General features: G+C 53.4%; 24 protein-coding genes and 1 pseudogene. 11 read left to right on the forward strand and 14 right to left on the reverse strand.

What is annotated here, in order from left to right:
* Nucleotides 1-28: 28 nt before the first annotated feature.
* Nucleotides 29-985 (reverse strand): NAD(P)-dependent alcohol dehydrogenase, encoded by a 957-nt coding sequence (locus IPK01_14825; protein MBK7934711.1) that lies wholly within the window; start codon nucleotides 983-985, stop codon nucleotides 29-31.
* 336 nt (nucleotides 986-1,321) lie between these two features.
* Between IPK01_14825 and IPK01_14830 the strand changes: the two genes are divergently transcribed.
* Nucleotides 1,322-3,229, forward strand: a complete 1,908-nt coding sequence (locus IPK01_14830; protein ID MBK7934712.1) for a heavy metal translocating P-type ATPase — start codon at nucleotides 1,322-1,324, stop codon at nucleotides 3,227-3,229.
* 135 nt (nucleotides 3,230-3,364) lie between these two features.
* Nucleotides 3,365-3,982 carry a hypothetical protein gene (locus tag IPK01_14835; GenBank protein ID MBK7934713.1) on the forward strand — a complete coding sequence of 206 codons (618 nt, stop codon included), beginning with the start codon at nucleotides 3,365-3,367 and terminating at the stop codon, nucleotides 3,980-3,982.
* Between the two features lie 111 nt (nucleotides 3,983-4,093).
* Here the strand turns inward: IPK01_14835 and IPK01_14840 are convergent, their stop codons facing one another.
* Nucleotides 4,094-5,527: an AAA family ATPase gene (locus tag IPK01_14840; GenBank protein MBK7934714.1), complete on the reverse strand. Its 1,434-nt coding sequence runs from the start codon at nucleotides 5,525-5,527 to the stop codon at nucleotides 4,094-4,096.
* 269 nt (nucleotides 5,528-5,796) lie between these two features.
* Here IPK01_14840 and IPK01_14845 point away from each other — a divergent pair, with 269 nt between their 5' ends.
* The 4 genes from IPK01_14845 (at nucleotide 5,797) to IPK01_14860 (ending at nucleotide 9,506) form a co-directional block, all read left to right on the forward strand.
* Entirely contained in the window at nucleotides 5,797-7,356 is a 1,560-nt protein-coding gene (locus IPK01_14845; GenBank protein MBK7934715.1) for a hypothetical protein, read from the forward strand.
* The gene (locus IPK01_14850; GenBank protein MBK7934716.1) at nucleotides 7,356-7,892 is read left to right on the forward strand and encodes a carboxypeptidase regulatory-like domain-containing protein; all 537 of its coding nucleotides are present in this window, start codon (nucleotides 7,356-7,358) and stop codon (nucleotides 7,890-7,892) included. Before IPK01_14845 ends, IPK01_14850 begins: the two co-directional genes overlap by 1 nt.
* A gap of 230 nt (nucleotides 7,893-8,122) precedes the next feature.
* Nucleotides 8,123-8,893, forward strand: coding sequence for a Crp/Fnr family transcriptional regulator (locus tag IPK01_14855; GenBank protein ID MBK7934717.1), 771 nt, complete (start codon nucleotides 8,123-8,125; stop codon nucleotides 8,891-8,893).
* A gap of 172 nt (nucleotides 8,894-9,065) precedes the next feature.
* Complete coding sequence (locus tag IPK01_14860; GenBank protein MBK7934718.1) at nucleotides 9,066-9,506, forward strand: hypothetical protein; 441 nt, start codon at nucleotides 9,066-9,068, stop codon at nucleotides 9,504-9,506.
* Nucleotides 9,507-9,648: 142 nt separating this feature from the next.
* On the opposite strand, the gene IPK01_14865 is transcribed toward IPK01_14860, so the two are convergent.
* The 4 genes from IPK01_14865 to IPK01_14880 form a co-directional block, all read right to left on the reverse strand.
* Nucleotides 9,649-10,155 (reverse strand): prepilin-type N-terminal cleavage/methylation domain-containing protein, encoded by a 507-nt coding sequence (locus IPK01_14865; GenBank protein MBK7934719.1) that lies wholly within the window; start codon nucleotides 10,153-10,155, stop codon nucleotides 9,649-9,651.
* Nucleotides 10,156-10,219: 64 nt separating this feature from the next.
* A complete protein-coding gene (locus tag IPK01_14870; GenBank protein MBK7934720.1) occupies nucleotides 10,220-10,711 on the reverse strand; it encodes a prepilin-type N-terminal cleavage/methylation domain-containing protein in 492 nt (163 codons plus the stop codon).
* 315 nt (nucleotides 10,712-11,026) lie between these two features.
* Nucleotides 11,027-11,434, reverse strand: a complete 408-nt coding sequence (locus IPK01_14875; protein ID MBK7934721.1) for a hypothetical protein — start codon at nucleotides 11,432-11,434, stop codon at nucleotides 11,027-11,029.
* Between the two features lie 45 nt (nucleotides 11,435-11,479).
* On the reverse strand, nucleotides 11,480-11,683 hold the full coding sequence (locus IPK01_14880; protein MBK7934722.1) for a hypothetical protein: 204 nt from the start codon (nucleotides 11,681-11,683) through the stop codon (nucleotides 11,480-11,482).
* A 102-nt stretch (nucleotides 11,684-11,785) separates the two neighbouring features.
* Here IPK01_14880 and IPK01_14885 point away from each other — a divergent pair, with 102 nt between their 5' ends.
* Complete coding sequence (locus tag IPK01_14885; protein ID MBK7934723.1) at nucleotides 11,786-12,325, forward strand: hypothetical protein; 540 nt, start codon at nucleotides 11,786-11,788, stop codon at nucleotides 12,323-12,325.
* Nucleotides 12,326-12,790: 465 nt separating this feature from the next.
* Nucleotides 12,791-13,531 carry a hypothetical protein gene (locus IPK01_14890; protein MBK7934724.1) on the forward strand — a complete coding sequence of 247 codons (741 nt, stop codon included), beginning with the start codon at nucleotides 12,791-12,793 and terminating at the stop codon, nucleotides 13,529-13,531.
* Nucleotides 13,532-13,631: 100 nt separating this feature from the next.
* On the opposite strand, the gene IPK01_14895 is transcribed toward IPK01_14890, so the two are convergent.
* On the reverse strand, nucleotides 13,632-14,420 hold the full coding sequence (locus IPK01_14895) for a hypothetical protein (GenBank protein ID MBK7934725.1): 789 nt from the start codon (nucleotides 14,418-14,420) through the stop codon (nucleotides 13,632-13,634).
* A gap of 92 nt (nucleotides 14,421-14,512) precedes the next feature.
* Between IPK01_14895 and IPK01_14900 the strand changes: the two genes are divergently transcribed.
* Entirely contained in the window at nucleotides 14,513-14,680 is a 168-nt protein-coding gene (locus IPK01_14900; GenBank protein ID MBK7934726.1) for a hypothetical protein, read from the forward strand.
* Between the two features lie 44 nt (nucleotides 14,681-14,724).
* Here the strand turns inward: IPK01_14900 and IPK01_14905 are convergent.
* Both IPK01_14905 and IPK01_14910 read right to left on the reverse strand, forming a co-directional pair.
* A pseudogene (locus IPK01_14905) lies at nucleotides 14,725-15,463 on the reverse strand (Crp/Fnr family transcriptional regulator).
* Nucleotides 15,464-15,852: 389 nt separating this feature from the next.
* Nucleotides 15,853-16,452: a Uma2 family endonuclease gene (locus tag IPK01_14910; GenBank protein MBK7934727.1), complete on the reverse strand. Its 600-nt coding sequence runs from the start codon at nucleotides 16,450-16,452 to the stop codon at nucleotides 15,853-15,855.
* Between the two features lie 136 nt (nucleotides 16,453-16,588).
* Between IPK01_14910 and lpxD the strand changes: the two genes are divergently transcribed.
* Together lpxD and msrB are read left to right on the forward strand one after the other, a co-directional pair.
* Nucleotides 16,589-17,617, forward strand: coding sequence for a UDP-3-O-(3-hydroxymyristoyl)glucosamine N-acyltransferase (gene lpxD, locus IPK01_14915; GenBank protein ID MBK7934728.1), 1,029 nt, complete (start codon nucleotides 16,589-16,591; stop codon nucleotides 17,615-17,617).
* A 1-nt stretch (nucleotide 17,618) separates the two neighbouring features.
* On the forward strand, nucleotides 17,619-18,071 hold the full coding sequence (gene msrB, locus IPK01_14920; GenBank protein ID MBK7934729.1) for a peptide-methionine (R)-S-oxide reductase MsrB: 453 nt from the start codon (nucleotides 17,619-17,621) through the stop codon (nucleotides 18,069-18,071).
* On the opposite strand, the gene IPK01_14925 is transcribed toward msrB, so the two are convergent.
* Genes IPK01_14925 through IPK01_14945 form a run of 5 tightly spaced genes read right to left on the reverse strand, consistent with a single transcriptional unit; the run spans nucleotide 18,068 to nucleotide 23,048 of the window.
* Complete coding sequence (locus tag IPK01_14925) at nucleotides 18,068-18,583, reverse strand: hypothetical protein (GenBank protein ID MBK7934730.1); 516 nt, start codon at nucleotides 18,581-18,583, stop codon at nucleotides 18,068-18,070. The genes msrB and IPK01_14925 overlap by 4 nt on opposite strands.
* Before the next feature lie 8 nt (nucleotides 18,584-18,591).
* Nucleotides 18,592-19,965, reverse strand: coding sequence for an amidohydrolase family protein (locus IPK01_14930; GenBank protein ID MBK7934731.1), 1,374 nt, complete (start codon nucleotides 19,963-19,965; stop codon nucleotides 18,592-18,594).
* Nucleotides 19,965-20,366: an amidohydrolase family protein gene (locus IPK01_14935; protein ID MBK7934732.1), complete on the reverse strand. Its 402-nt coding sequence runs from the start codon at nucleotides 20,364-20,366 to the stop codon at nucleotides 19,965-19,967. The genes IPK01_14930 and IPK01_14935 overlap by 1 nt, the downstream gene beginning before the upstream one ends.
* A complete protein-coding gene (locus IPK01_14940; GenBank protein MBK7934733.1) occupies nucleotides 20,311-21,369 on the reverse strand; it encodes an amidohydrolase family protein in 1,059 nt (352 codons plus the stop codon). Before IPK01_14940 ends, IPK01_14935 begins: the two co-directional genes overlap by 56 nt.
* A 44-nt stretch (nucleotides 21,370-21,413) precedes the next feature.
* Entirely contained in the window at nucleotides 21,414-23,048 is a 1,635-nt protein-coding gene (locus IPK01_14945; protein MBK7934734.1) for an amidohydrolase family protein, read from the reverse strand.
* Nucleotides 23,049-23,172 lie beyond the last annotated feature (124 nt).

Below are 23,172 nucleotides of genomic sequence, written 5' to 3' on the forward strand. Positions count from 1 at the left end.
TGTTTCGGCGGCCCGGTCTCGGTATTTTTCAGACGGCGATGATCACGTTTCCTTTTTTGTGCCCCTTTTCTACGTAGGCGTGGGCTTCGGGTATCTGCTCAAGGGTGTAGGTTCTGTCTATTACCGGTGTGAGGCTGCCTATTTCGATCAGTCCCTTGAGAAAGGCCATATCTTCCGCGGACTCTTTGATAACGCCGCCGATCACCTTTTTGTTAGTGGTCAATGAGACCCAAATACCGCGAATGATGTCGGCGGGCTCCATATGGACGACTCGCAAATATCGCCCGTTTTCCTTTAACGCCCTGACGCAGACTGAGAACGGACTCTTTCCGACCGTGTCCAGAATAATGTCAAAAGTGTCCTCGGGGATCGAAAGGTCATCCTTTGTATAGTCGATCACGTCGTCCGCTCCGAGCGACCGGACCATCTCCAGATTAGCCGTGCTGCACACGCCGGTGACGTGTGCTCCGAAATGTTTTGCAAGCTGGACCGCCGAAGTTCCCACCGCACCTGATGCTCCGTATACCAGAACACGCCCGCCGTTCTGAATATCGCCTTTCTTCAGAAATGACAGAGCGGTCGTCCCGCCGAACGGTATCGCAGCGGCCTCTTCGAACGACATACCTGACGGCTTTAATGCGAGCGTTGCCGCCTCGGGCAAGCAGACATACTCCGCGTAAGCGCCACAGGTCATTCCCGCCGATCCAAAAACCTCGTCACCGACATTGAAGAGTCCTACATCTTGGCCTTTTGCCTCGACCACTCCCGCGAGTGCGACGCCGAGTATCGCATACTTTGGCTTTAGCATCCCAAACATAAACCGCACAGCGAACGGATCCGGTTTCCGCAGTCGAATGTCACCCGACGAAACGGCAGTTGCCCGCACGCGGATCAGTATCTCGTTGCTTCGGGGAACAGGACGCGGCACTTCGCGAAGTTGAAGCACCTCGGGCCCGCCATACGATTCACACACGATAGCTTTCATATCGTCCCCATGATTGCACAAGGCTCTGTAAATTTCGAAATCGGCATGCGTAGATGTGGAGCCAAATTGATGAATTTGGAGCGAAAACGGACAATGACCGCGGGACCCGCGTCGTATCCGGATCGTCGGGCACGCGTGTTGCGATAACCACTATCGGGAGCCCGACGCTGATGCCGTAAGCTTAGCGTTTGTGCCGTTTGACATCCCGACGATGCGTACGATTTCGCACATGGCAGCGGAAATCTTCGCTCTCAGGAGGTTCGATTGGCGTTTGAAACGCCGCCCCATGACAATCTAGGGGCTCCCGCCAGTCGGGTGATCGAAACAGCTGAACCGATGGACCAGAATAGATCTAACCTCGCCGCGGCAATCTGGACAAAAGAGGTCCTTATAGCAGCGATCTCACTCGCCGGGATCGCGCTTCATATCGTGTTGCGTTTCGCGGTGCAGCCGGCGGGAACACTATTAAGCATTCCGGTCCGCGAGTTACCTCTGCTGGTGGCCATCGTCTGCGGAGCACCGTTGGCGATCGGTTTGATCGCTAAGACCTTCAAGTTCGAATTCAGCTCCAACCTTCTCGCCGTTATTTCGATCATAACCGCCGTCCTGCTCGAGGAATATCTCGCCGGCACGCTGGTTGTGCTGATGCTGGCGAGCGGCCAGGCGTTAGAGGCGTACGCCGTCCGTCGGGCGTCGTTTGCTCTTGAGGCTCTCGCCAAGCGGCTGCCGGCGGTCGCTCACAAAAAGAGCGGGGCAACTGTCGTCGAAATTCCGCTCGCCGACGTAGCGGTCGGCGACGAACTCATCGTCTTTCCGCACGAGACGTGTCCGGCCGACGGCGTCGTCATCGGGGGGCACAGCACGATGAACGAATCGTACCTGACCGGCGAGCCTTACCTTTTGCCGAAGGCGGTCGGCTCTGCAGTGCTGTCCGGTGCGATCAACGGCGAGGGTGCCTTGACCATCAGGGCGGAAAAGGTAGCGACCGATTCGCGATACGCCAAGATAATGGAGGTGATGCGCGAGTCCGAACAGCGGCGGCCACAATTGAGGCGGCTTGGCGACCAGATCGGTGCGGTCTATGCTCCGGTCGCGATCATTATCGCTCTTGGTGCGTGGGTGATCGGCGGCGACGCGACGCTATTTTTGGCAGTTCTCGTCGTCGCGACGCCGTGCCCGCTCATAATCGGTATACCAGTGGCGATAATCGGCTCTGTAAGTCTGGCTGCACGGCGGGGAATCATCATCAAGGACCCTGCCGTACTGGAAAAGATAGACACCTGCAGCGTCGCAATATTTGATAAGACCGGAACACTTACCTACGGCGAACCAAAACTGACAGAGGTCATGCCCGCCGAAGGATTTGGTTCCGACGAGATACTTGCTGCGGTTGCAAGCCTCGAACGGTACTCCCGTCATCCGCTTGCCGCAGCAATAATCGACGCCGCAACGCAAGCCCGCCTTGCCCTCGATGAAGCCGCCGAAGTCAGCGAAACCCCGGGCGCAGGGCTTTACGGTGTGATCGGCGAACGTACGATCCGTGTGACCAGCCGCAAGAAACTTGGAGTTCATTCGCCGAACGACATCGCGTCACTGCCGCCTGTTTCGGGCGGCCTCGAATGCGTCGTCCTGATCGACGACCGGTACGCGGGGACATTGAGGTTTCGTGACGAACCACGTCCGGAGGGCAAGTCATTCGTTCGACATCTCGGGCCAAAACACGGTTTTCAGCGGATCCTACTGGTCTCAGGCGACCGGTTGAGCGAGGTCGGCTATCTCGCTGAACGGGTTGGCATCACCGAGGTACATGCAGGACAAAGCCCCGAGGAGAAACTTGAATTGGTCAGGCGCGAGACAAAAAACGCCAACACCGTCTTTATGGGCGACGGTATCAACGACGCACCGGCATTGACGGCCGCTACCGTCGGCATTGCATTCGGTCAGGGTAGCGATGTCACAGCGGAGGCCGCCGGTGCGGTGATACTTGAGAGTTCGCTCGAGCGGGTCGATGAAATGCTGCACATTGGTCGGCGAATGCGCCGTATTGCCCTCCAAACTGCCGTGGGCGGAGTCGGACTGAGCCTGATCGGAATAATTGCCGCCGCGATGGGCTATCTGCCGCCGGTCGCCGGAGCTGTCACACAAGAGGCCATCGATGTACTGGCCGTGCTTAACGCCCTGCGTGCCTCACTCACCCCGCGGGTTCTTTCCGATCAAACTTCAGATCGAGAAGTCGACTATTAAAAACTAATAGCTGCGTGTCATGATTCCAAACACTGAACCCGCGTATTTGCTCCCCTTTTTCCAAGTAGGCGTTTGCCTCTTGGTTTGCTTGGTGTTACGCTTGCGGCAATAAAATAGTAACGGGCGGCCAACGATATGGATCATCAAACCTCAGCGGAAACTCCAAGTATCGATGAGCGAAAGCTTGCTCTCGAAGAACGCAAGATCGAACTCGAACTCGACAAGATCAAGATCGAGAAAATGCGGGCCTGGACCGGCAGCGCATCGACCTTCGGATCGCTGCTCGTGGTTGCGGCAACGGTCGCACTCGGCATCTGGAGCCAATATCAGCAAGCCAAATTGCAGCACGACATCCAGGATCGTCAGGCAAAGGCCCAGTTTGAATTAAAATCCGCCGAGATCGTTATGGGTGCTGACAATCCGGCCACGACCCTCAACAAAGCTAGGGCATTGCAGAGTCTCTTTCCTCAGTATCTTTCCGCCAATTTTGCTGAGTCGTTCGTACCTGATGACTTCGGTCGCGAGCCGGAGGCCGCCGTAGTTGCCGATACGACCGTTCCACGCGCCGTGCGAATCAAGAAACAGCCCCCGCTGGTCCGCCGCACGGCAGCTTCGACATCAGACGATGAAATGGCCTTCGTTTCAGGTCGCCCGGTATACAAGAGATACACACCAAGTAAGGACATCAGGCCGCGGCCGTACATGGCACGTCCTACGCCGTCCCCGGTAAAAGAAGCGTCTCCTGTCGAGTAATTCCGCGACCTGTCTTGCGCCTGCACGGCCGCATGCCGGCATCGAAAACAGCACTCGTGCTACCCGTCGCTTCCCTTATACGATCTTTCCTCAATCTCTATTGGACCCGAACTATATCCAGCCTGACGTTCCGATATGGTTGCCGGTGCTGCCGTAGCAATCGCGGACCCAGCGGGTGACGGTGCCGGTTCTCGGGCCGACGTGGTACCAGACCTTCGGCCTGTGCGAGCGTTCCTCGCGGGATTCGACGAATATCTCGTTGTCGTTGAGGTCATAGTCGCGTTCGAGGTCGTGGATGTGACGCGGCCTGATGCCGGAGGCGAACGGCAGTTTTTGGGGATCTATCCGCCGATACCAAGGCAGGTCTTTGCGGCCGGTGTCGGTGACGCTGACAGGCGTGACATCGATGGTCTCACCTTCCGAATCATCGTCGTAATAGTCATCGTCATCGTACTCGCTGTCGTCGTATTCGTCATCGAGATCTTCGTCGTATTCGTCTTCCTCGTCATCCGGATGAACATAGGGCACGCCGCGTCTCTCACAGTCGAGCCGGTCCAGACGGTCTACTTCCTCAGTGATCGCCGGCGTCCACGCTTTGACGAGCCGCTCGGCACGCGATTTCGAGATATTCATCACCTTTGCGATATCGCGATATTTGAATCCATTCGCTCGGCACATACTCGCAAAATGGATGAGCCCGCACCGCTCCGGATCGAGCCTTGGGGCAAAGCGTTCGTCGAATACAAAGCCGAGCAGCCTGTTCTCACGCCGGCGGATCACACAGCCGACCGGATTTTGGCTTCCCCAGACGACCTCGCTCCCCTGCGAGCGAAACTGGACGAGTTTGAGGTCGCCGCGTTCCAAACGTCCGATCGCAAAGACACTGTCCGCCACGCCGCACAACACCCGCGAACGCCTCAGGTCGGCCTCACCAACGTCGCCATTGCCCTTTGGCGACGGGTACGAATCGGCCAGCACCAGCACCGAGACTCCCGTCTCACACGACAAGCGTTTCATGTCGCGCATTATCCGCAAGCTGTCGAACGTGCCGTCATTGGTCCGCATCACCGCCGTCAGATCGTCGATCACCACGACCTCAAAACCTCCGGTGCGGACCGCCGACCTCACCCACGAACAAAGGTCCTCTTCATAACGCGGACGCCCGTGATAGAACCTCTCCGCAAACTTATACGGCTTCGCATTGCCGCCATTCTCCGCGACCGGCGTGTATCGCCGCTGAAACTGCACCTTGCTGAGCGTCATATCGACATACAGCACTTTGTGCCGTCTAGTCGGCATCTTAAAGCCGTCAACCGCTGTGCCGCGTGCCAATGCGTCCGCGATCTGCACCGCCAAAACGCTTTTCCCGACGCCCGACGCACCAAACAACAACGCCGTTTCGCCCGTTTGCCAAAATCCGTCAAACAGCGGCGGTTTCGGCTTTTGAGCCATTGCCTCACGTATCACGTCGTTCGCCTTCTGCGGCATCTCAAATTCGGCCTCGTCCGCCTCATTCCCTGCCTCGATGTAGTCTAAAGTGTCCATAAAACTCCTTGACAAATCGCACGAATGTTTTCATAATTGCACTGTGCGTTTGTTAATACATCGTACCATAGATGAATCACATGTCAATAAGTTTTTTTTTGAAAAACGCGAAATTTCTCTGATCTTTGACAATAAACCTAATGCAGACACAGGTTTACACGTCCCGCCGCCCAGCGGGACAAGAGCGGGACAAAAGTGCTGATTAGTGGACTCGGGGGCGGGGATCTTATGCTACAATTTCCCAAAATATTTCACCCAAAGGAGAATCAATGATGAGATCTATTGTTCGTTTTGTCCCTATTGTCTTAGCACTGGTCATTTTGACATTTACTTCGGCTGTGACCGCACAGACGACGGCTTTTAGTTATCAGGGCCGTTTGCTTGATGGTGCTTCGCCGGCGAGCGGCACATACCATATGCAGTTCACATTGCACAGTGCGGTCTCAGGCATGGGAAATCAGGTTGGAACCACTGTTACGGACACCAACGTAGATGTAGTGAACGGCTTGTTTACCGTCACGCTTGATTTCGGCTATCAGTTTCCCGGTACTGATCGTTGGCTCGATGTAAGCATTAAAAAGCCGGCTGATATGAGCTATTCTGCCCTAACCCCACGACAAAAAATCGCCTCGGTTCCCTACGCTGTAACGGCACGGGGCCTTAATGCTGAGAGGACATCGACGGCGACCGATCCGGTGAACTTCCCTGCGGCTACTTCATTGGGCACGGACTCGGTCATCGATATTGCCGGAAATTACACCGACACCCAGCCCGCACCGGTCGCTCGTCAGGGCCGCTTTCGTGTCAATCACGACGGTTCGCTATTGGCCAAGGGCGACCCGATCGGTAATGGTTCCTCCTTTCTTGAAGAATACGGAGTTCCGGTCAGCAGCTTTGGCACGCGGCTGATGTGGCACGCACGAAAGGGGGCCATTCGGGCCGGCGGCGTCACCGACCGAACGATCCTCAACACGACCACCCTTAATCAGGACCCAAACCCGGGAACCCAATGGGACGAGGCAAATATCGGTGTGTTTTCGGTCGCGCTCGGTGAAAACGTACGAGCCAGCGCTTCCGGTGCCGTCGCACTCGGCTACGACACGATCGCGGCCCAGAACTCGGCGTTCGCAGTTGGAGAAGGAAACACCGCAAGCGGAGCGGCTTCGGTTGCTATGGGTTTTCACGCCCATACAAATGCTCGGCAGGGCAGTTTTGTCTTTGGTGACCGTTCGACGCCCGACGTTTTACGAGCCGGTGTTAACCATTCCGCCAATTGGCGCGTCTCAGGCGGGTTTAGGATATTCACATCATCAAATCTCTCGACCGGCGTCACCATCCAGTCGGGCGTCAGCGTCAGCAACTGGGGCCAGTCGAGTGCAGTGATCTCGACCTCGACCGGAGCCTACCTCTCAACCGGCGGCGTCTGGACAAATGCCTCGAGCAGAGACCTCAAACGCGATTTCTCGATGGTTGACGGCCGGTCGGTGCTTCGCAAACTTGTTAGCATGCCTATCCAGACATGGGGCTACAAGGCCGAGGGTAAGAACATTCGCCATATCGGCCCAATGTCGCAGGACTTTCAAAAGCTATTCGGGTTTGGCACCGATAACCTGTCGATCGGCACGGTAGATGCGGACGGCGTGGCTCTCGCCGCGATCCAGGGTCTTAATGAAGAACTAAAGGATCGCGACAAGAAAATAGCCGAGCAAGGCAGCAAACTGACAGCACTCGAAAAGCAGGTCCAAATTCAGCAGGAAGCGATCGAGGATCTGAAATTGCTTGTATGTGCAGAAAAACCGGACGCCGCTCCGTGCAGGAGGAAAGAATAATGACGATCAAAAACTCTTTGTTTTTCGTTCTCGTTGTTGCCGTTGGTCTCTGCAGTTCGATAACCGCTCAGGTCGCTACCGGCGGTGGATACACGCTCGAGCAGAGCGTCGTCGGAAACGGCGGCGGCACGATCGGCGATGCCCAATATACTATAGATGCGACCGCTGGACAGCCGGCCGCCGGCGGAAACTTGGTGGGCTCTCCGCCGACGTATGGCGTTCGCGACGGGTTCTGGGCAAGGTTCGCTGTAGGTACAACTGCCGCGGATGCCACGGTTTCGGGCCGTGTCCGGACTGCAAACGGCAACGGCCTGCGGGGTGTCCGCGTGACGCTCTCAGGCGGGCAGCTCACCGCACCGCGACAGGCAATCACCGGCAGCTTTGGCTATTTCACCTTTACGGATATTGAGGTAGGACATACATATATCGTCACGGTCCACGCAAGACTATATTATTTTGCGCAGCCGAGCCAGGCGGTCCTCACTCTCGAAAGCGTAAGTGATATCGAATTTGTCGCAGGCGATGCCAACCGTTAAGACAGAGGCCGCCCGGCGACTCGGGCGGCAAGTTGGACACGAGGGATGAAAAGGTGGTTTTGCGTCACGCCGCAGCCGTCCGCAGAACCAGGGACAAAACTGCGAAATATTACCTCGCAGTGTGTGTTGTTCCGCAGTTTGGTTAAGGCGGCAAAGTGCGATATCCCGTGAGCGACCGCTAAAACACGGTTATTCGCTCTACGGCACGGAGTTTGTACTGATTTAGTCGTATGTTTACCCCGGACGACGCCAGAAACAACCATCTGCTGGCAAATTTGCCGGCGCATGAGTTTGACCACCTAAGGCCGGCTCTCAAGCGTGTCTTACTGACTAACGGACAAGTGCTTCATAGGTCGGGTGATCGATTTGAATACGTTTACTTCCCGACGACCGCTCTCATTGCATTGCTTTACCTGACCGAATCTGGATCGGCCGTCGGGGTAGGAATGATCGGAAGCGAAGGAATCGTCGGTATCGAGGTTTTCATGGGCGTCGACTCGGCTCCCGGTCTGGCGATCGTTCAGAATGCAGGCATTGCATTTCGGATGGGGATCGGAGCGTTTCGTGCCGAATGCACTGCCGTACCTGTATGCCATGACACCTTGCTTAAGTACGCTCAAGCCCTGATCGCTCAAGTTTCGCAAACGGCGGCCTGTAATCGGTTTCATACGGTTCAACAGCGGCTCGCTCGTTTGCTGCTCGAAAGTTCGGACCGCCTGGGATCGAATCGGATAGCGGCGACTCACGATCAGATGTCCGGCCCGTTGGGTGTTCGCCGCGAGAGCGTCAGTATTGCGGCCCACAACCTGTCGGTCGTGGGTTTGATCAAGGTCGAGCGCGGAATGTTCACGATCGTCGACCGGCCGGGCCTCGAATTTGCCGCCTGCGAATGTTATAAGGTCGCTTCCGCCGAATATCGCCGCCTTCTCGAACCGGTGATCTCAAGACCGGTCGGGGAGACCGTGAAGAGCCGCCTCGAGACTCACCCTTCCCATTATTGAGTCCGCAAGACAAAAACAGCGATAGTGCTGCTCTATCATTCAGTTTTCCTGTGCATATATGTCGAAGTTTGACAACCGCCTGGATGTAACCTAATCTCGACGGGTCAACTCAAAACGATCAAATTGTTCTACGGGCCGTGCGGCATCAATAAACAACAGGAGAAACAAAAAAATGAACCGTTTCGTTAAATTCCGACTGACTTTAGCTCTGCTTTTCGCATCATTCATGCTCGTATCTGCTCATACCACCGTCAACGCGGCGGTAGAGCCGATGAATTTTATGTCCACCAACGGTGCCAATATGGAATCCGTGCTGACCGTTGGTGACTATGATTTCGGTCTTTTCAACCGTACCAGCGGGTGGGTGCTCAATGGATTTTACACTAAGGAAGATGGTGTATGGAGTAAGAACTGGCTCAGATATAAGCTCCCGGTCGGCAAGTCGGTCCAGATGGTTTGGAGTGAGGCCAGTAATCAGGGTGCCTGCGTTGTGCCGTTCAAACTCACATGGGACGACTATGACCAGGCCGAGATCTACAACCTCGACTGGTGCAAGGGCATCAAGAACATCTATCTGAAAGACAATACCTTTACGGTAGATTACAAAAAATAGCTCGCGATCCGCCTGCCGTTTTTGTTTGGTTGAAGTGACGCCGATATTGCATCCGAACGTACGAAAGGCCGCAAGCGTCATGCTCGCGGCCTTCAGTAAAGGTTAAACACGCAGACCCGATGCAAGATCTGCCGGATCGAAATTAGTTGGACATCGGCGTCATATCGGCCGCCATGTCGCAGATCCCGGGTCCCCAGCCGGACGTACCGTTGCTCGCCCTCGAATTGATAACACCTTCGGTGGCGATCACGAAGTCTCTGGTTCCAGTTGCTGTCACACCGGACGTGGTCGTCGGTGACGTCTGTGCGAGGTGGCACGCCGGAGTAGACGCCGTTCGAGCCTGCGAATGGCCTGAAAATTGGTAGCCGCTCTTGACGCCGCTGGCAAGCGAGGCGTCTATTATGTTCACGGCACCCAAGACCGTAAACGAGCTTGTTACAAATGGAACCCCCGCGAAATCGCCGTTGCCGTAGGTAGATGCATAGGTCGCCTGAGCTCCATGATATGTCCGGAGCGATGAGATCGCCGAACCCTCATTCGCAGCTCGGCGGCTGGCAAGCAGATTCGGGATCGCAATTGCGGCAATAATGCCGATGATGACCACAACGATCAATAGTTCGATTAGCGAGAAGCCTTTTTGGTTTTTCATGTTTGTCCTCTTTGATTCGTATTTTTTGCTGGCGGCCCCGTCTATGTCGAGACCGCCGAGATTCCTACAGAGGGAATACGTTGGTTACGCCCTCTGCACACTCTGCGTATGTAAGCTGGCTTCCGAGCTGGCCCGGATCCGATTCGTATCTGATCACGCCTTCGGTTCGGACGCATAGATTTCGGGTTCCGGTCTGGGTCACACCTGAGGTTGACGTTGGAACAGCACTGAATGAGAAAGTGGCCGGAGCTGATGCCGTTGCCGGATTTGCAGTGATCGCGTAGGTGTAGCCGCTCTTTGTTCCCGAACCCAAGGCCGAATCGATCAGACCGTTCGTCTGCAGATCGGCAAGGGTGCTTGAATAGCTTCCCGATCCGTACGTTGAGGCATATGTCATCTGGGCACCGTGCAAAGTCCGCATCGCCGAAATGGTCGCACCTTCGTTAGCACTGCGCCGCGAGGCGAGTAGATTCGGGATCGCAATTGCGGCAATAATGCCGATGATGACCACAACGATCAATAGTTCGATTAGCGAGAAGCCTTTTTGATTCTTCATGGGTTCTGTAATTCTCCGGTTTGATTTTTGTGAGCCGATCGGCGGCTCATACTCGGGTGAGAAGAAATACAATAGGCGTGCCATGACGAGGATCATCGTGCCAAATCGGAGCAGAGCACAGTAAACACCGTACTCTTGCTCCCAATGGCCGCTGGGGCCGTTCGAAAAATAAAATGACGGAAATTGAGCATAGTGCCAATTACCGTCACATTCGATGCCAAATTACGTCAGGGAAAGGGAAATGAGGATGCTGTCCGGTAAGTTGCCGCGAGCCAACCCTAGCGGCGACTTACCGGTGCTTATGAAACGTTCGAATCAATTAGACTTTGGCTTGTCAGCGGTCGGCGGCGGAGTGCGTTTCGCACTCCATTCGTCGCTCGCGGCTTCGTTGAAAAAGACGGTTCCGCCCATTGTGTCGCCCTTTACTTTGCCGGTGAAAGACAGCAGAACGCCGTTGCCGTTGTAGCTGATTGTATAGTTGAAACTGATATCGTCACCCTTGATCGTGCCGGTAAGAGGCACATCGCCGTTCGAGCGTTTTGCGGTGCCGGTGATCTTTTCGCCATCGACGGCGAAAACGAGTTTGAATGCTCGCGGGCCGCCCGGCGTATTGTAAGCGGCATCCCATTCTCCGGCAACAGAAGATGTCTGAGCAGACGTCACTGCCGAACCAAGTAAGACGAGGCCAATTGCGAATAATGTCGGTAAAATGATCTTTTTCATAAAAACTCCTATGACGGTATGATACTCCCGTTTCGATGTAGATCGCTAGCGGCGATGCTTTATCGCGAAATTGGCAATGGCTTGTTCGCGGGTTGCCCCGAAGGCGAAACAGTCGCTTTCATCCATACTGACGAATTCGGGGCCAACCACACAGTACTGTTCGCCATCTAGGAAGACAAGCGTTCCACCTGGCCCTCGTTCTGACTCGATGTCTGGATCATTCATGAGCATTTCAAATTCAGGGGTCATCTAATTAGATCATACAGTAATAGATCGGAGCAGGCTCGGCAACGATTTTGACTCGAACGGTGTATTTCTACTAGAATCTCATAGGTTTGGACCAACAACAATATGACAAAAAACTTCAAGTATATTATTTCGCTTATAGTTATGACGACTGCATTCGCTGTCGCGGCTTCCGCACAGTTGCCTTCGCTGGCAGATCTGGGCGACGACGTATACGCGTCCGATGCTGATGGATTTGAGATCGCGGTTCCTGAGGAATGTGTCAATTTCAGCGACGGTGAGGGCGGACGCAATTATACCTGCGACGTCAAAGAAGGTCGCATCTCGGTCTCGATCACCAACGACGGGCCGCCGATCAAAACCGAGGCCGATGTTGCAAACTTCCTCAAGGGATTTAAGGACACGTTGGTAAATAGCCCCGACGTCAAGATGTTCGGCGAGACGAGTGCTAAGATTGGCAGCTATCGCGGAGCCGCTTATCAGATAACGCTGGGCGGTGACAAAACTCTGATGATAGCTCTAACCTGGGGAAAATTTGTGGTCGTCATCACCGGCCGAGCCAACAGTAAAGTAGCTAATTCCGCCGACCTGATCGGCGGTGCAGTCGAGAGCTTTAAATTCGTTAGTCCAAAGACGAAGGAATAACGAACTGTTCAGGAAAAGGGAAAAGCCCGACTCAGGACTGGCCGGGCCTTTTCCAGGATAGTCTCATCGCATCAGCATTCGTGTTAGCTCTTTAGACGGCGGCTTAGATATTGATTGACATTTGCCCGAATTGGTTTACGATGTTCTCTGTAAACCGGTTCATATTATTGAAATCAACTTGGAAGTGAATTGGCGGCAGTTAACATGAGCCGCGAATTCCCTTCCCGGCCGATACTCGCGATATCGGAACGCGGTCACATTGGTTTTTTGATGACGAAACTTGATTTCAACTGAATACCGGCAAGAAGCTAGACAGTAGCCGGCAACAAATGATTGAGGTTTTGGGTGAATCGAAACTGCTTTTGTTTCCGTGATCTATTCGATGGGCGTCAATGGTAAGTAATAAATGATGGCCGTTTTCAGTCGACCGGTTCGGTAGCCAAAATATAGGAGAAAAGGTACACAATGATCAAGGCAAACACTGTATTTCTCGTTGCGATGGCATTTGTCGCGGTAATCTCGATCGACTCGATGGGCCAGACTGTGATCAAAGGCGACAGTTATAGCCCGCCAATGGTTTATGACGAGAAGAAGTCGCTCGACAAGCTCGCAGAAAATCTGCTCGATAACCCCGAAGCAACTGGCTACATCATTGTTTATCGCTCGCGAACCAGTCCGCCGCTCGAAACCACCGCCAACATTGCTCGGATCCAGAAATACATGCTTGATACTCATCGTTTGGATTCGAAACGCATCACTGTCGTTGATGGCGGCCGTAAACAGGAACCGCGAACCCAAGCTTATTTAGTGCCCAAAGGGGCGGATGTGCCCAAACCGACGCCAACTGACTTTCCTGCGAACGATCCTATCTCGTCAAAGGTCAATGAATATAGCCCATCCAATGAGGAAGTCGAAATGGCCAACCTTGACGACTTTAACCTCCGAATTCAGAACGATCCTGATGCTGTGGGCCATATTATCGCCTACGGCGGCCGGAAAGGCCGTCCCGGTGAGGCCAGGGCGATCATCAAGCGGGCAAGTAATTATCTTATCAAGATTCGACGTGCCGATGCTAAACGCTTAATGTTCGTAGACGGCGGCTTAAGAGAAAAAGCGTCGGTCGAACTTTGGGTAGTCCCGCTTGGAGCCGACACGCCAAGACCGACGCCGACCGTCCGAGTTGTAAAAAAGCCGAACACAAAATAGTTCGCGATTCTGCATTTTAGGCACCCTCATGTGCCAAGACCCTGATTCCTTACAAAGGTCATTGGGATTCTCAGAGCGTAATTTGCATGCGGTCAGCGAATTAGCTTTCAAAAGTTAACCTGGAGCCAATTTTGATGAGATATGTATTAAGATCGATATTTTTCTGTTTGTGTTCCACCGCGCTTTTCACAACTGGAGCGGCGGCCCAATGTCCCGCTCTCAGCATCTCGGCTCCGAGCGACGAGGTGATCGCAGGTGAATCAGTGACCTTCAACGCAAATATTGTTAGCGGAGATTCTAAATCAGCAATGACCCTGTCATTCAATTGGTCGATTTCCGCCGGTACGATCAGCAGTGGGCAGGGCAGTTCCGTAATAACGGTTGACACTGCCGACCTAGCTGGCAAATCGGTCACGGCGACGCTGGAAATCGGCGGATTGCCCGCCGCCTGTGCCAGAACTGCCAGTGCGACAGCATCGGTTAAGCCATCAGTTGTTGCCGTCAAGATCGATGATTTTGGCTCAGTCAACGAAGAGTTGGAGTGGGCCAAACTCGATAATTTTGTCATCGTCTTGAATAATGAACCAAATGCCGAGGGATACATCATTTCGTACCGCGGCCCGAAAAGCCCGGCGGGCGAGGCAAAAGCAGTAAACAAACGATACATTAAGTATTTGGTGGAAATGCGTAGCTTCGATGCCAATCGTTTGAAGACAATCGATGGCGGAATAAGACAGATGCCTTCGCGTGAGTTTTGGATCGTACCGATGGGAGCAAAACCGCCGAAGCCTTCTCCGATGGCCGTCACTCCCAAACCAGTCACACCAAAAAAGCTGGGCTCCAAGAAAAATACGTAGGTTCGGATACCAATAATCGCCATCGAACCCATATTTCGATCTATTAATCGTACTTATGTAGGCAAACGCACATAAATACCGCCTCTATTCTGCTAGCTTCTAATTTTAAGGAGCGAATCAATATATGGCAGAAGAGAATGGAACAGGAAGCAATGCAGTTTGGGCAATTGCACTGATCGTTGTTGTCGCGATCATTGGAGCGGTGATCTATTACAGTGGGATCCTAAAGACCAGCCCCAAAAAAACCGATGTAGATATAAACATCTCGGCACCAGCAGCGCCGGCAAGATGATCAAACTATCAACTAACACTATCGCGCAAGATACAGATTGGTCACTAATCTTTGTGTCCTGAGACATATTTGTTGAGGATTCGATCGTATTGATCTTTAACAACCAAATAACACTCACACGCCGCGTTGAGCAGATCGCGTTTGCTCAGGATCATTATCTTCCCGCGGCTGTAGTCGATCACGCCTCGTTCTTTGAGTTGTCTTGCAGCGATTGAAACGCTCTCGCGACGAACGCCGAGAACAGAGGCCATCTGAGCGTGTGTCATGTGGAAAGTCTTTGTCTGAAGATTGTCCTGGTTTACCAAAAGATAACGGCATATCTGCTGTTCGAGAGAATGAAGCCTATTACAGATCGCTTTGTGATATTTGGGCAATAAGCGTTTGGGTATAAGACATACAAATGTCATGGAACGCCGGTGACGACTCGAAATGCTTCTCGACATCGGCTGCCTTCATCCGGTAAGCTTGACCAGCCCTTTGAACGACCGCTCGTTTTGCCATTCGAGCGTCTCCGACAAAGGTGACGACACCTACCATTCCTTTTCGACCGGTCATCCCGACCTCGATCGAAACGCCTTCTTCGGTCTCGTACAGCAAACAGATCATCGCGGAGGTTGGAAAATATATATACTTCCGCTTTTCCTCCATTTCCCACAACGCCTCGTCCAATTCGAGGTCTATCAGCTCGAGCGATGGAAAGATTCTTTTGAACTCAGTGTCCGGCAGGGCAGCGAGTAGAACATTCTCGATCGGTTCTGTTCTTGTGTCGTAGTCAGCAGTCATTATGAAATCGATCGATCCAATTGCACGAGCCGTCTGACCAAGATGCAAAAATCAAGGAATTTTCCGGCAACGTTGGCGTCGCTCACTCAACATTATCATTTTATCTTGATCATGTAAGGCAGCGAACATAAGATAGAGGTCGGATTTGATGGACTACCGGCCGCTTCGGCGAACGAATGGATCTATGAAGCATCTCAGGCACCCATAGATCATTACCGTCAAGTGCTCAAAATAATACAAACTCTAACGAAAGAGCGATTGGACAGAGGTCCTTTACCGCTATGCAACTTCGCGGGTCATATCTGTCCGTATTGTCGCTGTTACAATCCTTTGATCGCATAAGAATGGCTCGGCATTTACTGCCGAGCCGATCTCGCCCAAGCATTTCATCAGTTTACCGCCTTTGAGCTAAGTTCCGACTCATTCAGTTTTACCTGAGCGTATACCTCGGCCATCGAAAGCTTGCAGTTGATCGATTCAAGGGTTATTACGTCATCCCGTTCGTTATAAATTCGGTAGATCCATTGCTTTGCATTTTGACGGGCGTAATGCTCGACACGCATTTCGTTTTCATTTACAAGCAAACATTCCTTGATCTTTGGGATAGCAAGAAAACCCTCGAGCTTTTGCTGCCGGTCAGTCGATTTTGCGATGCTCGAGAATATCTCGATAACAACGGTTGGATTTACCAACAATTGACTGGTCTCATCTGCAAATACCGGTTCACCGTTAACAACCAAAACATCGGGATAGCAGATCGAGTTCTTACCAATTCGCACCTGCATATCGTTTGCATAGAGTTCGCAAGTGCTTCGGTGGATTCGGCTACCGACCGCTACGGTAAAATTCGTAGAGATCAAATTGTGCCATCTGTTCGCCGCTGGTTTGGCTACAATACGTCCGTCAAGTAATTCGCTCTTGACCGTATCTCGCCTTTCCGAATGAGGAATATTCTTGGACTTTGTAGTGTCGATTGAGGTTTGGTTCATAATGCGGTACTGCTCCTTTCAAAATATTGCAAAAAGGCCGGGAGAGAGGAATAAGAAGGCCAGAGACTTTGCGTGGACAAAATTGTTTGCAAAAATAGTGTGACACACGCGCGGGCGATGTATCAAGGAAAATTTGATGAAACTGGAGCAGCTAGCAGAACTTACCAATTCGACTATCGAAGCCGGTTTTCCGGATATCGAGATTACTTCGGTTGCCGGTCTTAGCACGGCGGGACACGGAGAGGTAACGTTTCTCGCCAACCCAAAATACACGCCTCAGATCACTGAGACAAAAGCATCCGCTATCTTCTTGAAAAATGATGTTGAGATAACTCGTGATGACATCGTTATACTACGAACGGCGGACCCGAAACTGGCGTACACGCGAGCAATGCGTCTACTCTTCCCCGAGCCTACCTTAAAACCATTCATACACAGTTCTGCCGTCATCGACCCGACTGCTTCGGTCGAAAGTGAAGTTGAGATCCACGCCAACGCCGTCGTTGGAGCAAATTGTATAATCGGTTTTGGCGTTCGTCTGATGCCGAATGTAACGATTTACGACGGAGTCAGAATTGGAAGCGGAACCACGATACATTCCGGCGTTTCGGTCCGCGAGAACAGCGAAATAGGCCGGAATTGCATTATTCATAACAATTCGACGATTGGATCTGACGGTTTTGGGTATGCCAAGGACGAAGAAAAGCGATGGTTAAAGATACCGCAAACCGGACGCGTCGTTCTCGAAGATGATGTTGAGATTGGCTCAAATACGTCGATTGATCGGGCATCGGCGGGCGAAACCCGGATAAATCGGGGTGCAAAGATCGACAACCTTGTGCAGATCGGCCATTCCTGCATCGTTGACGAAGATGCTCTAATTTGCTCGCAGACCGGGCTCGCCGGAAGCTCGCATATTGGCAAGCGGGTTATTCTGACAGGCCAGGTTGGCATTGCAGGCCATTTGAAGATCGGTGATGACGCCATCATGACCGCGAAATCGGCGACCTCTCATGATGTTGAACCTGGCAAGATAATGTCAGGTGTGCCGGCGTTCGAAAACCGCGATTGGCTCCGGTCGACCGCCGCGTTCCGCAAACTCGGTGAAATGGCCGGCAGATTAAGGAAACTCGAGAAACGGGTTTTCGGAGATGACGAGCAATAACATGGAACGAGAAAAATCTGATGCTGGTTACGACATCACGCCGCTTTCGGCTGAGGCTGTAAGGCGTCTCGCCCTAGACCTCAACGAAGAAGAGTACCGAATCCTTTTGAACCATGGCACTGAACCCGCATTCTGTGGGACTCTGCTTGATAACAAACTCGAAGGCGTTTACGCGTGCCGTCTTTGTGGCCTGCCGCTTTTCGATTCAAAAAAGAAGTTCAATTCAGGCACAGGTTGGCCTTCGTTCTACGCTCCATTTGATAAAGATCACCTCACCAACATCGAAGACAACACCTCCGGGATGCGCCGAATCGAGATTCGCTGTGCAAGATGCGGAGGCCACCAGGGCCACGTATTCCCCGACGGCCCGCCGCCGACCGGGCAGCGATATTGTTTGAATTCAGCTTCGCTTGAGTTTTTCGAAGACGGTGAGGATATCTCGCAGAAGAGCTAAGGTCCGAGATTGGTTTGGACTTCCCTTCGAAAGCTCGAATGATACGCGGCTCCCCAGATCGGTGTCGTTTGGTAATAGTAAAGCCCGCCGTTCGCGAGATCGAAGATTACCGGCATCTCAAATGCCCCGAAATGACTGATCGGCTGCGACGCCGTCAGAGTGTGGACAAGCGCCGGATCGGCGTTAACGGTGACAGATACGCCAAAACAAAATAAACAGCTAAATAGACCATTCGGCAACGATACGGTCTTGTTCTTATTCGCGAATTCAAAGGCAGCTTTCGAGAACTGCTGCAGTTTTGGCACGTCAAGGCTTGGAATGTCAGCAAATACAAAAGTCCGATCCACCATCCCAAACTTGCTGATCTCCAGGCCGGAACGATTAACAGCAAACCTAAAGCCCAAAGGCTGATACGCTTCGGGTCTCATCGGTTTGTAGCCATTCGACATCAGCCTCTGCGAAACATGCTGAAGCCACGGGCCGCTGTTTATCGAGTTTGCGTCGTCTGACATCTCGTCATCTACTTTCTATCTTTAAAAGCGTCGAACAATTCCGTGTGCCGGCTCGTTAGCGGGATCATTCTGCCGTTGATGAACATATATTTGATGTTCGTTCGCGGGTCGAGAATGTCGCCGTCGGTGACGACCACGTTTGCGACCTTACCGACGTCGAGCGAGCCCATTTTGTCTGCGACTCCGAGGACTTCGGCGGCGTAGAGCGTTACTGATTTGAGAGCGTCTTCTTTCGACAGGCCGTAGGCGGACGCTAGGCCCGCGTGATACGGCAGATCGCGAACTTCGGGGCCGCCGTCGCCGGTCGATATGCTGTATTTGATGCCTGCAGCCTGCATTTTCGCGGGTGCTTCGAAGAGATAGTCGTACGCGTCATCGTCTCTCACAGGCAGGCTGTAGATGTTTGTATAAACGACCGAAATATTGTTCTTCTTCAGGTCATCTGCGACTTTCCAAGCTTCTTGGCCGCCGACGATAATGCCTTTGAGCTTCATTTCTCCGACGAATTTGGCAACGGCGCGAATGTCGCGTTCGCGTTCGGCGGTAAAAATGACCGGCTTTTCGCCGCGAATGTACGCAGCCATAGCATCAAAGCGTTGATCGACCGGAACGTATGGCAGCGTTTTGTCTTTAGCGTAGGCATCTCTCGCTCTGAGGTAGCTTTCGGCGTTTCGAAAAATCTTCTTAAGATCATCGATCGCCGCGTCGCGTCGTTTTACGAGCTCATTAAAATCCAAACCGGCCGCTCCGCCTCCGCCAAAGCCACCTCCGCCAAAACCGCCGCCGACAACACGCGGGAAGTTGATAACGAGTCCAAAATTACCAACAACTGCCATTTCGTCCGGCGTTGCACCGTTCAAGTTGATGATAGAACCTTGCCCGGCGATCGTGCCGCCTGTCGGGTATGACATAACGGTCGTGATGCCGTTGACGCGCGTCACGTTGACGTGGGCAGAATGCGGATGGATGCCCTTGATAGCTCTCGCGTTCGCGTTGTTCGTACCGATCTCGGAAACATCGACCGAAGCGTTTACGCCTTGTCCTATCTCGGTCAAACCCATATTCGTCGCGGCGTCGATCATTCCGGGAAAGACGGTCAGACCCTTGCCATCGATCCTCTCAGCCCCCGAAGGCACGCTTGCACCGGCTCCGACTGCCGTGATCTTGCCGTTCGAGATGACAACAGTTCCGCTCTCGATGGTCGCACCTGAGACGGTGACGATCCTCGCTCCAACAATGGCGAACGTCCCGGCCTTGCCGGTGGCATTCTGCTGCGAACCGTCATTCTGCGCTTTGACCGAAGAAAATTGGCCACAGATAAACACAGATAAAGAAACGATCAGGAACGATTTTAACTTTTGAATTTTTACTGTTGCCTTCATTATTGGTTTCCTCCGTCTTCATCATCCGCATGGTCGCGATCGCCGCGTCGGCGTTCGGTTGGAATTCGCGGAGGCCCGCCGCCGGTGCCCGGAGCTTTGTTAACTTCTAGTTTTTCGAGCGTCTCTCGCTCTTTCGCCATTTCGAGACGCTTGGCCGCGTCGGTCGTGCGGTCAAAATAGGTTACGCCTTCGATGAGCGTCGCCTCGACACGCGAATAAACGCTGAACGGATGTGCGTTCCAGATGGCGATATCGCCGTCTTTTCCGACCTCGATCGAGCCCGTGCGTTTGTCGATGCCGAGCTGTTTGGCCGGATTGATCGTGATCATCTTGAACGCGTCTTCCTCAGGCACGCCGCCGTATTTCATAGCCTTGGCCGCGTCGAGATTGAGCCGCCTCATGCGTTCGTCCGAATCCGGAATTGATCGAAACGTTGACGCCGTTCTTCCACAGAATGTACGCGTTGTACGGTATCGAATCGTAAGCTTCGAGCTTATAGCCCCAACTGTCGGCGAATATCGAAACGCCCGTGGCTCGTTTAGCGATCTCCGGTGCAATCTTGTACGCCTCGAGCCCGTGCTGGAGCGTCGCGACCTTAAAACCCATTTCGTCTGCCAATAGAAGCAGATTTAGGTGCTCGTCAGATCGATAACCGTGAGCGTGAACAAGCCTTTTGCCTTCGAGTACCTCGACGAGCGGCTCGAGTTCGAGGTCTTTTCGCGGCTGTACCTTTGTTCTGCCAGCTTTAAAGTCGGCCCACGCCTGACGATAGTCTTTGGCCCGCATAAATGCGTCGCGCATCGTCTCGACGACGCCCATTCGCGTTCGCGGATAACGCGGCGTCGTCCCCGGAAGAGCGAACGACGTCGAGCGTTTGACGTTCTCGCCCATCGCAAACTTGATTCCCGACGGAGCTCCCTCGATGGGATAATCTTCGACCGGCCGGCCCCATTTGAACTTGACCGTCGTGCTCTGTCCGCCGATCGAATTGGCCGAACCGTGCAGCAGAAGTGCCGAGGTTACGCCGCCCGCGAGCGCCCGATAGATCGCGATGTCGGTCGGATTGAGCATGTCGAGCGTCTGCGTCATCGAGGACACGGAATAGGTACCTTCGTTGATCGCGTCAAGCATCGAATGCGAGTGCGCGTCAATGATTCCGGGCGTTACATACTTGCCGGTCGCATCGATCACGCGAACGCCGGCCGGAGCCGTCAGCCCCTTGCCGATCCTCGTGATCTTGCCGTTCTGAATTAGAACATCGATATTCTGCAGCGTTCCCTTGGCCGCGGTCATAACCGTTCCGTTCTTGATCAGAACGTCGTTCGCTGACTGTCCGAAAACGGTCAACGGAACTGATGCCGCAACCATCAGAAACGAAATTAAACCTGCTGTAAATCTCTTCATAACGTTGGATCTCTAAAGTAAAAAACCTACTGACCGGCAACCCTCTAAGGATTCTTGGTTCCCGAAAACGACATGACGCCCTGAGGTGTGTCCATCGTTCCGCTGATCTTATTGCCGCTAACGTTTCCGCGTACCTTCATCTCGATCGAGGAACCGCCGAATTCAACGGTGCTTCCGAAACTAAAACCGTCTGCGGTAACCTTACCGTCCTTTATCGTCGAAGTGCCGAGATGCGAGACCATCGAACCGCTCAATTCGGCACCTTGCTGCGTTAAGTTGAGCGTCGCCTCCGGCCGTCCCGGTATGGTGATCTTGTACGAACCGCTTATATTGACGGCCAACCCATCGCCGCCACGATTCGGGGTTGATTTCGGCGGCTCTTTCTGCTCAAACACCTTGCCGTCTACAAAAACGTGCGGCACGAACTTGTCTTTGCCCAGCAAGTCGCCTTTTACGACCACGAGATTTGCCATCTTTCCGGCTTCGATCGAACCGGTTCGATCCGAGATGCCGAGAATTTCGGCCGAACCGAGCGTCATCGCACGAACGGCAGCGTCCTTGCTCAAACCGCCTTCGACCGCCTTGCCCACGTTTGTAAAAAAGTCGCCGATCGATGTCGCCCCAGCCGATTGAAACGCGATCTTAACGCCCGCGGCCGCCAATTTACCGGCTCCCGCAGGTGTTTCAGCCCGGAACCGAAGGGTTTCAAGAGGCTCGGGGTCTGCATCCGGCGACGCCGACGTGGTCCGTTTTGGGAAATTTAGCGATAGCAAGACAGGCACATTCTGAGCTTTGAGGCGTTCCGCAAATTTCCACGCTTCCTGCCCGCCCGCGATGATGCCGTTGAGTTTCAGCTCTTTAATTAGATCAAGCGCACGGACGATCTCGACGTTGCGGTTCGCGTTGAACACCACGGGCATCTTGCCGTTTATCGCCGGGTACAGAGCCTCCAGCGATCTGTCCGTGTCGGGACGCCTCGTTCCCTTTGGATTCGCGGCATATTGTTTTTCGATCTCCTGTTGCCTCTGAGCGTCAAGAAAGATCTGCCTAAGCGCCGAAAATGTACCGAGTAGCGAGCCCGGATAGCTTCCAGGCGTCGTCGTAAACGTAACATGAAGCGCATAAGGCGTCTTAACAACCATTCCCGAAACGGTATCGCCCGCCAGATTAAAGATCGTTGATTGTCCCGTGAAGATACCGCTTCGCCCCGTAGTTACAACGGTCGTGAAACCCGCATTCCGGGCCGCCTCAAACTGCGCTTCGCCCGCTCTGAGGTCATTCAAAGCTTCGTCTTCAGGCCTCAAACCCGCCTGATAGTTCGAATTCGATGTCGGAGCCGAAGCCGCCGCTGCTACGGCTGCTGCCCCTGTCTGCCCTCCGCCCGGCCCGCCCGTACGCTGTTGCGCCGCGGGCATTCCGAGGCTCGTCAACGCATCGATAAATCCCGGATAGACCGTAAGTCCCGTTGCGTCAAACACCTGGGCATCCGCCGGCGTCGCGACATTTGCACCGACCGATTCGATCAGCCCGTTGCGAATGACGACGGTCCCTTTGTCGATCGTCGCCCCCGAAACGGTCACGATCTTCGCATTTGTGATCGCATAACTCTGAGCATTCCCTTCACGGGCGAAAAACGCGCCGAGAGCCGCAAATGCAAGCAAAAAGAGCTTTGATTTCATATCTTTCCTGAGTTTGAAAATTGAAAACGAATTGAAATTTCTTTTACGGAGAGAATATAGAAAAAGTTTCAGACTCGCAAAGCACTGCCCTGCGAAAACTGAAACTTTGTTCTGAGCAAGTTCG

Source organism: Acidobacteriota bacterium (assembly GCA_016713675.1).
Taxonomy (GTDB): Bacteria; Acidobacteriota; Blastocatellia; order Pyrinomonadales; family Pyrinomonadaceae; genus OLB17.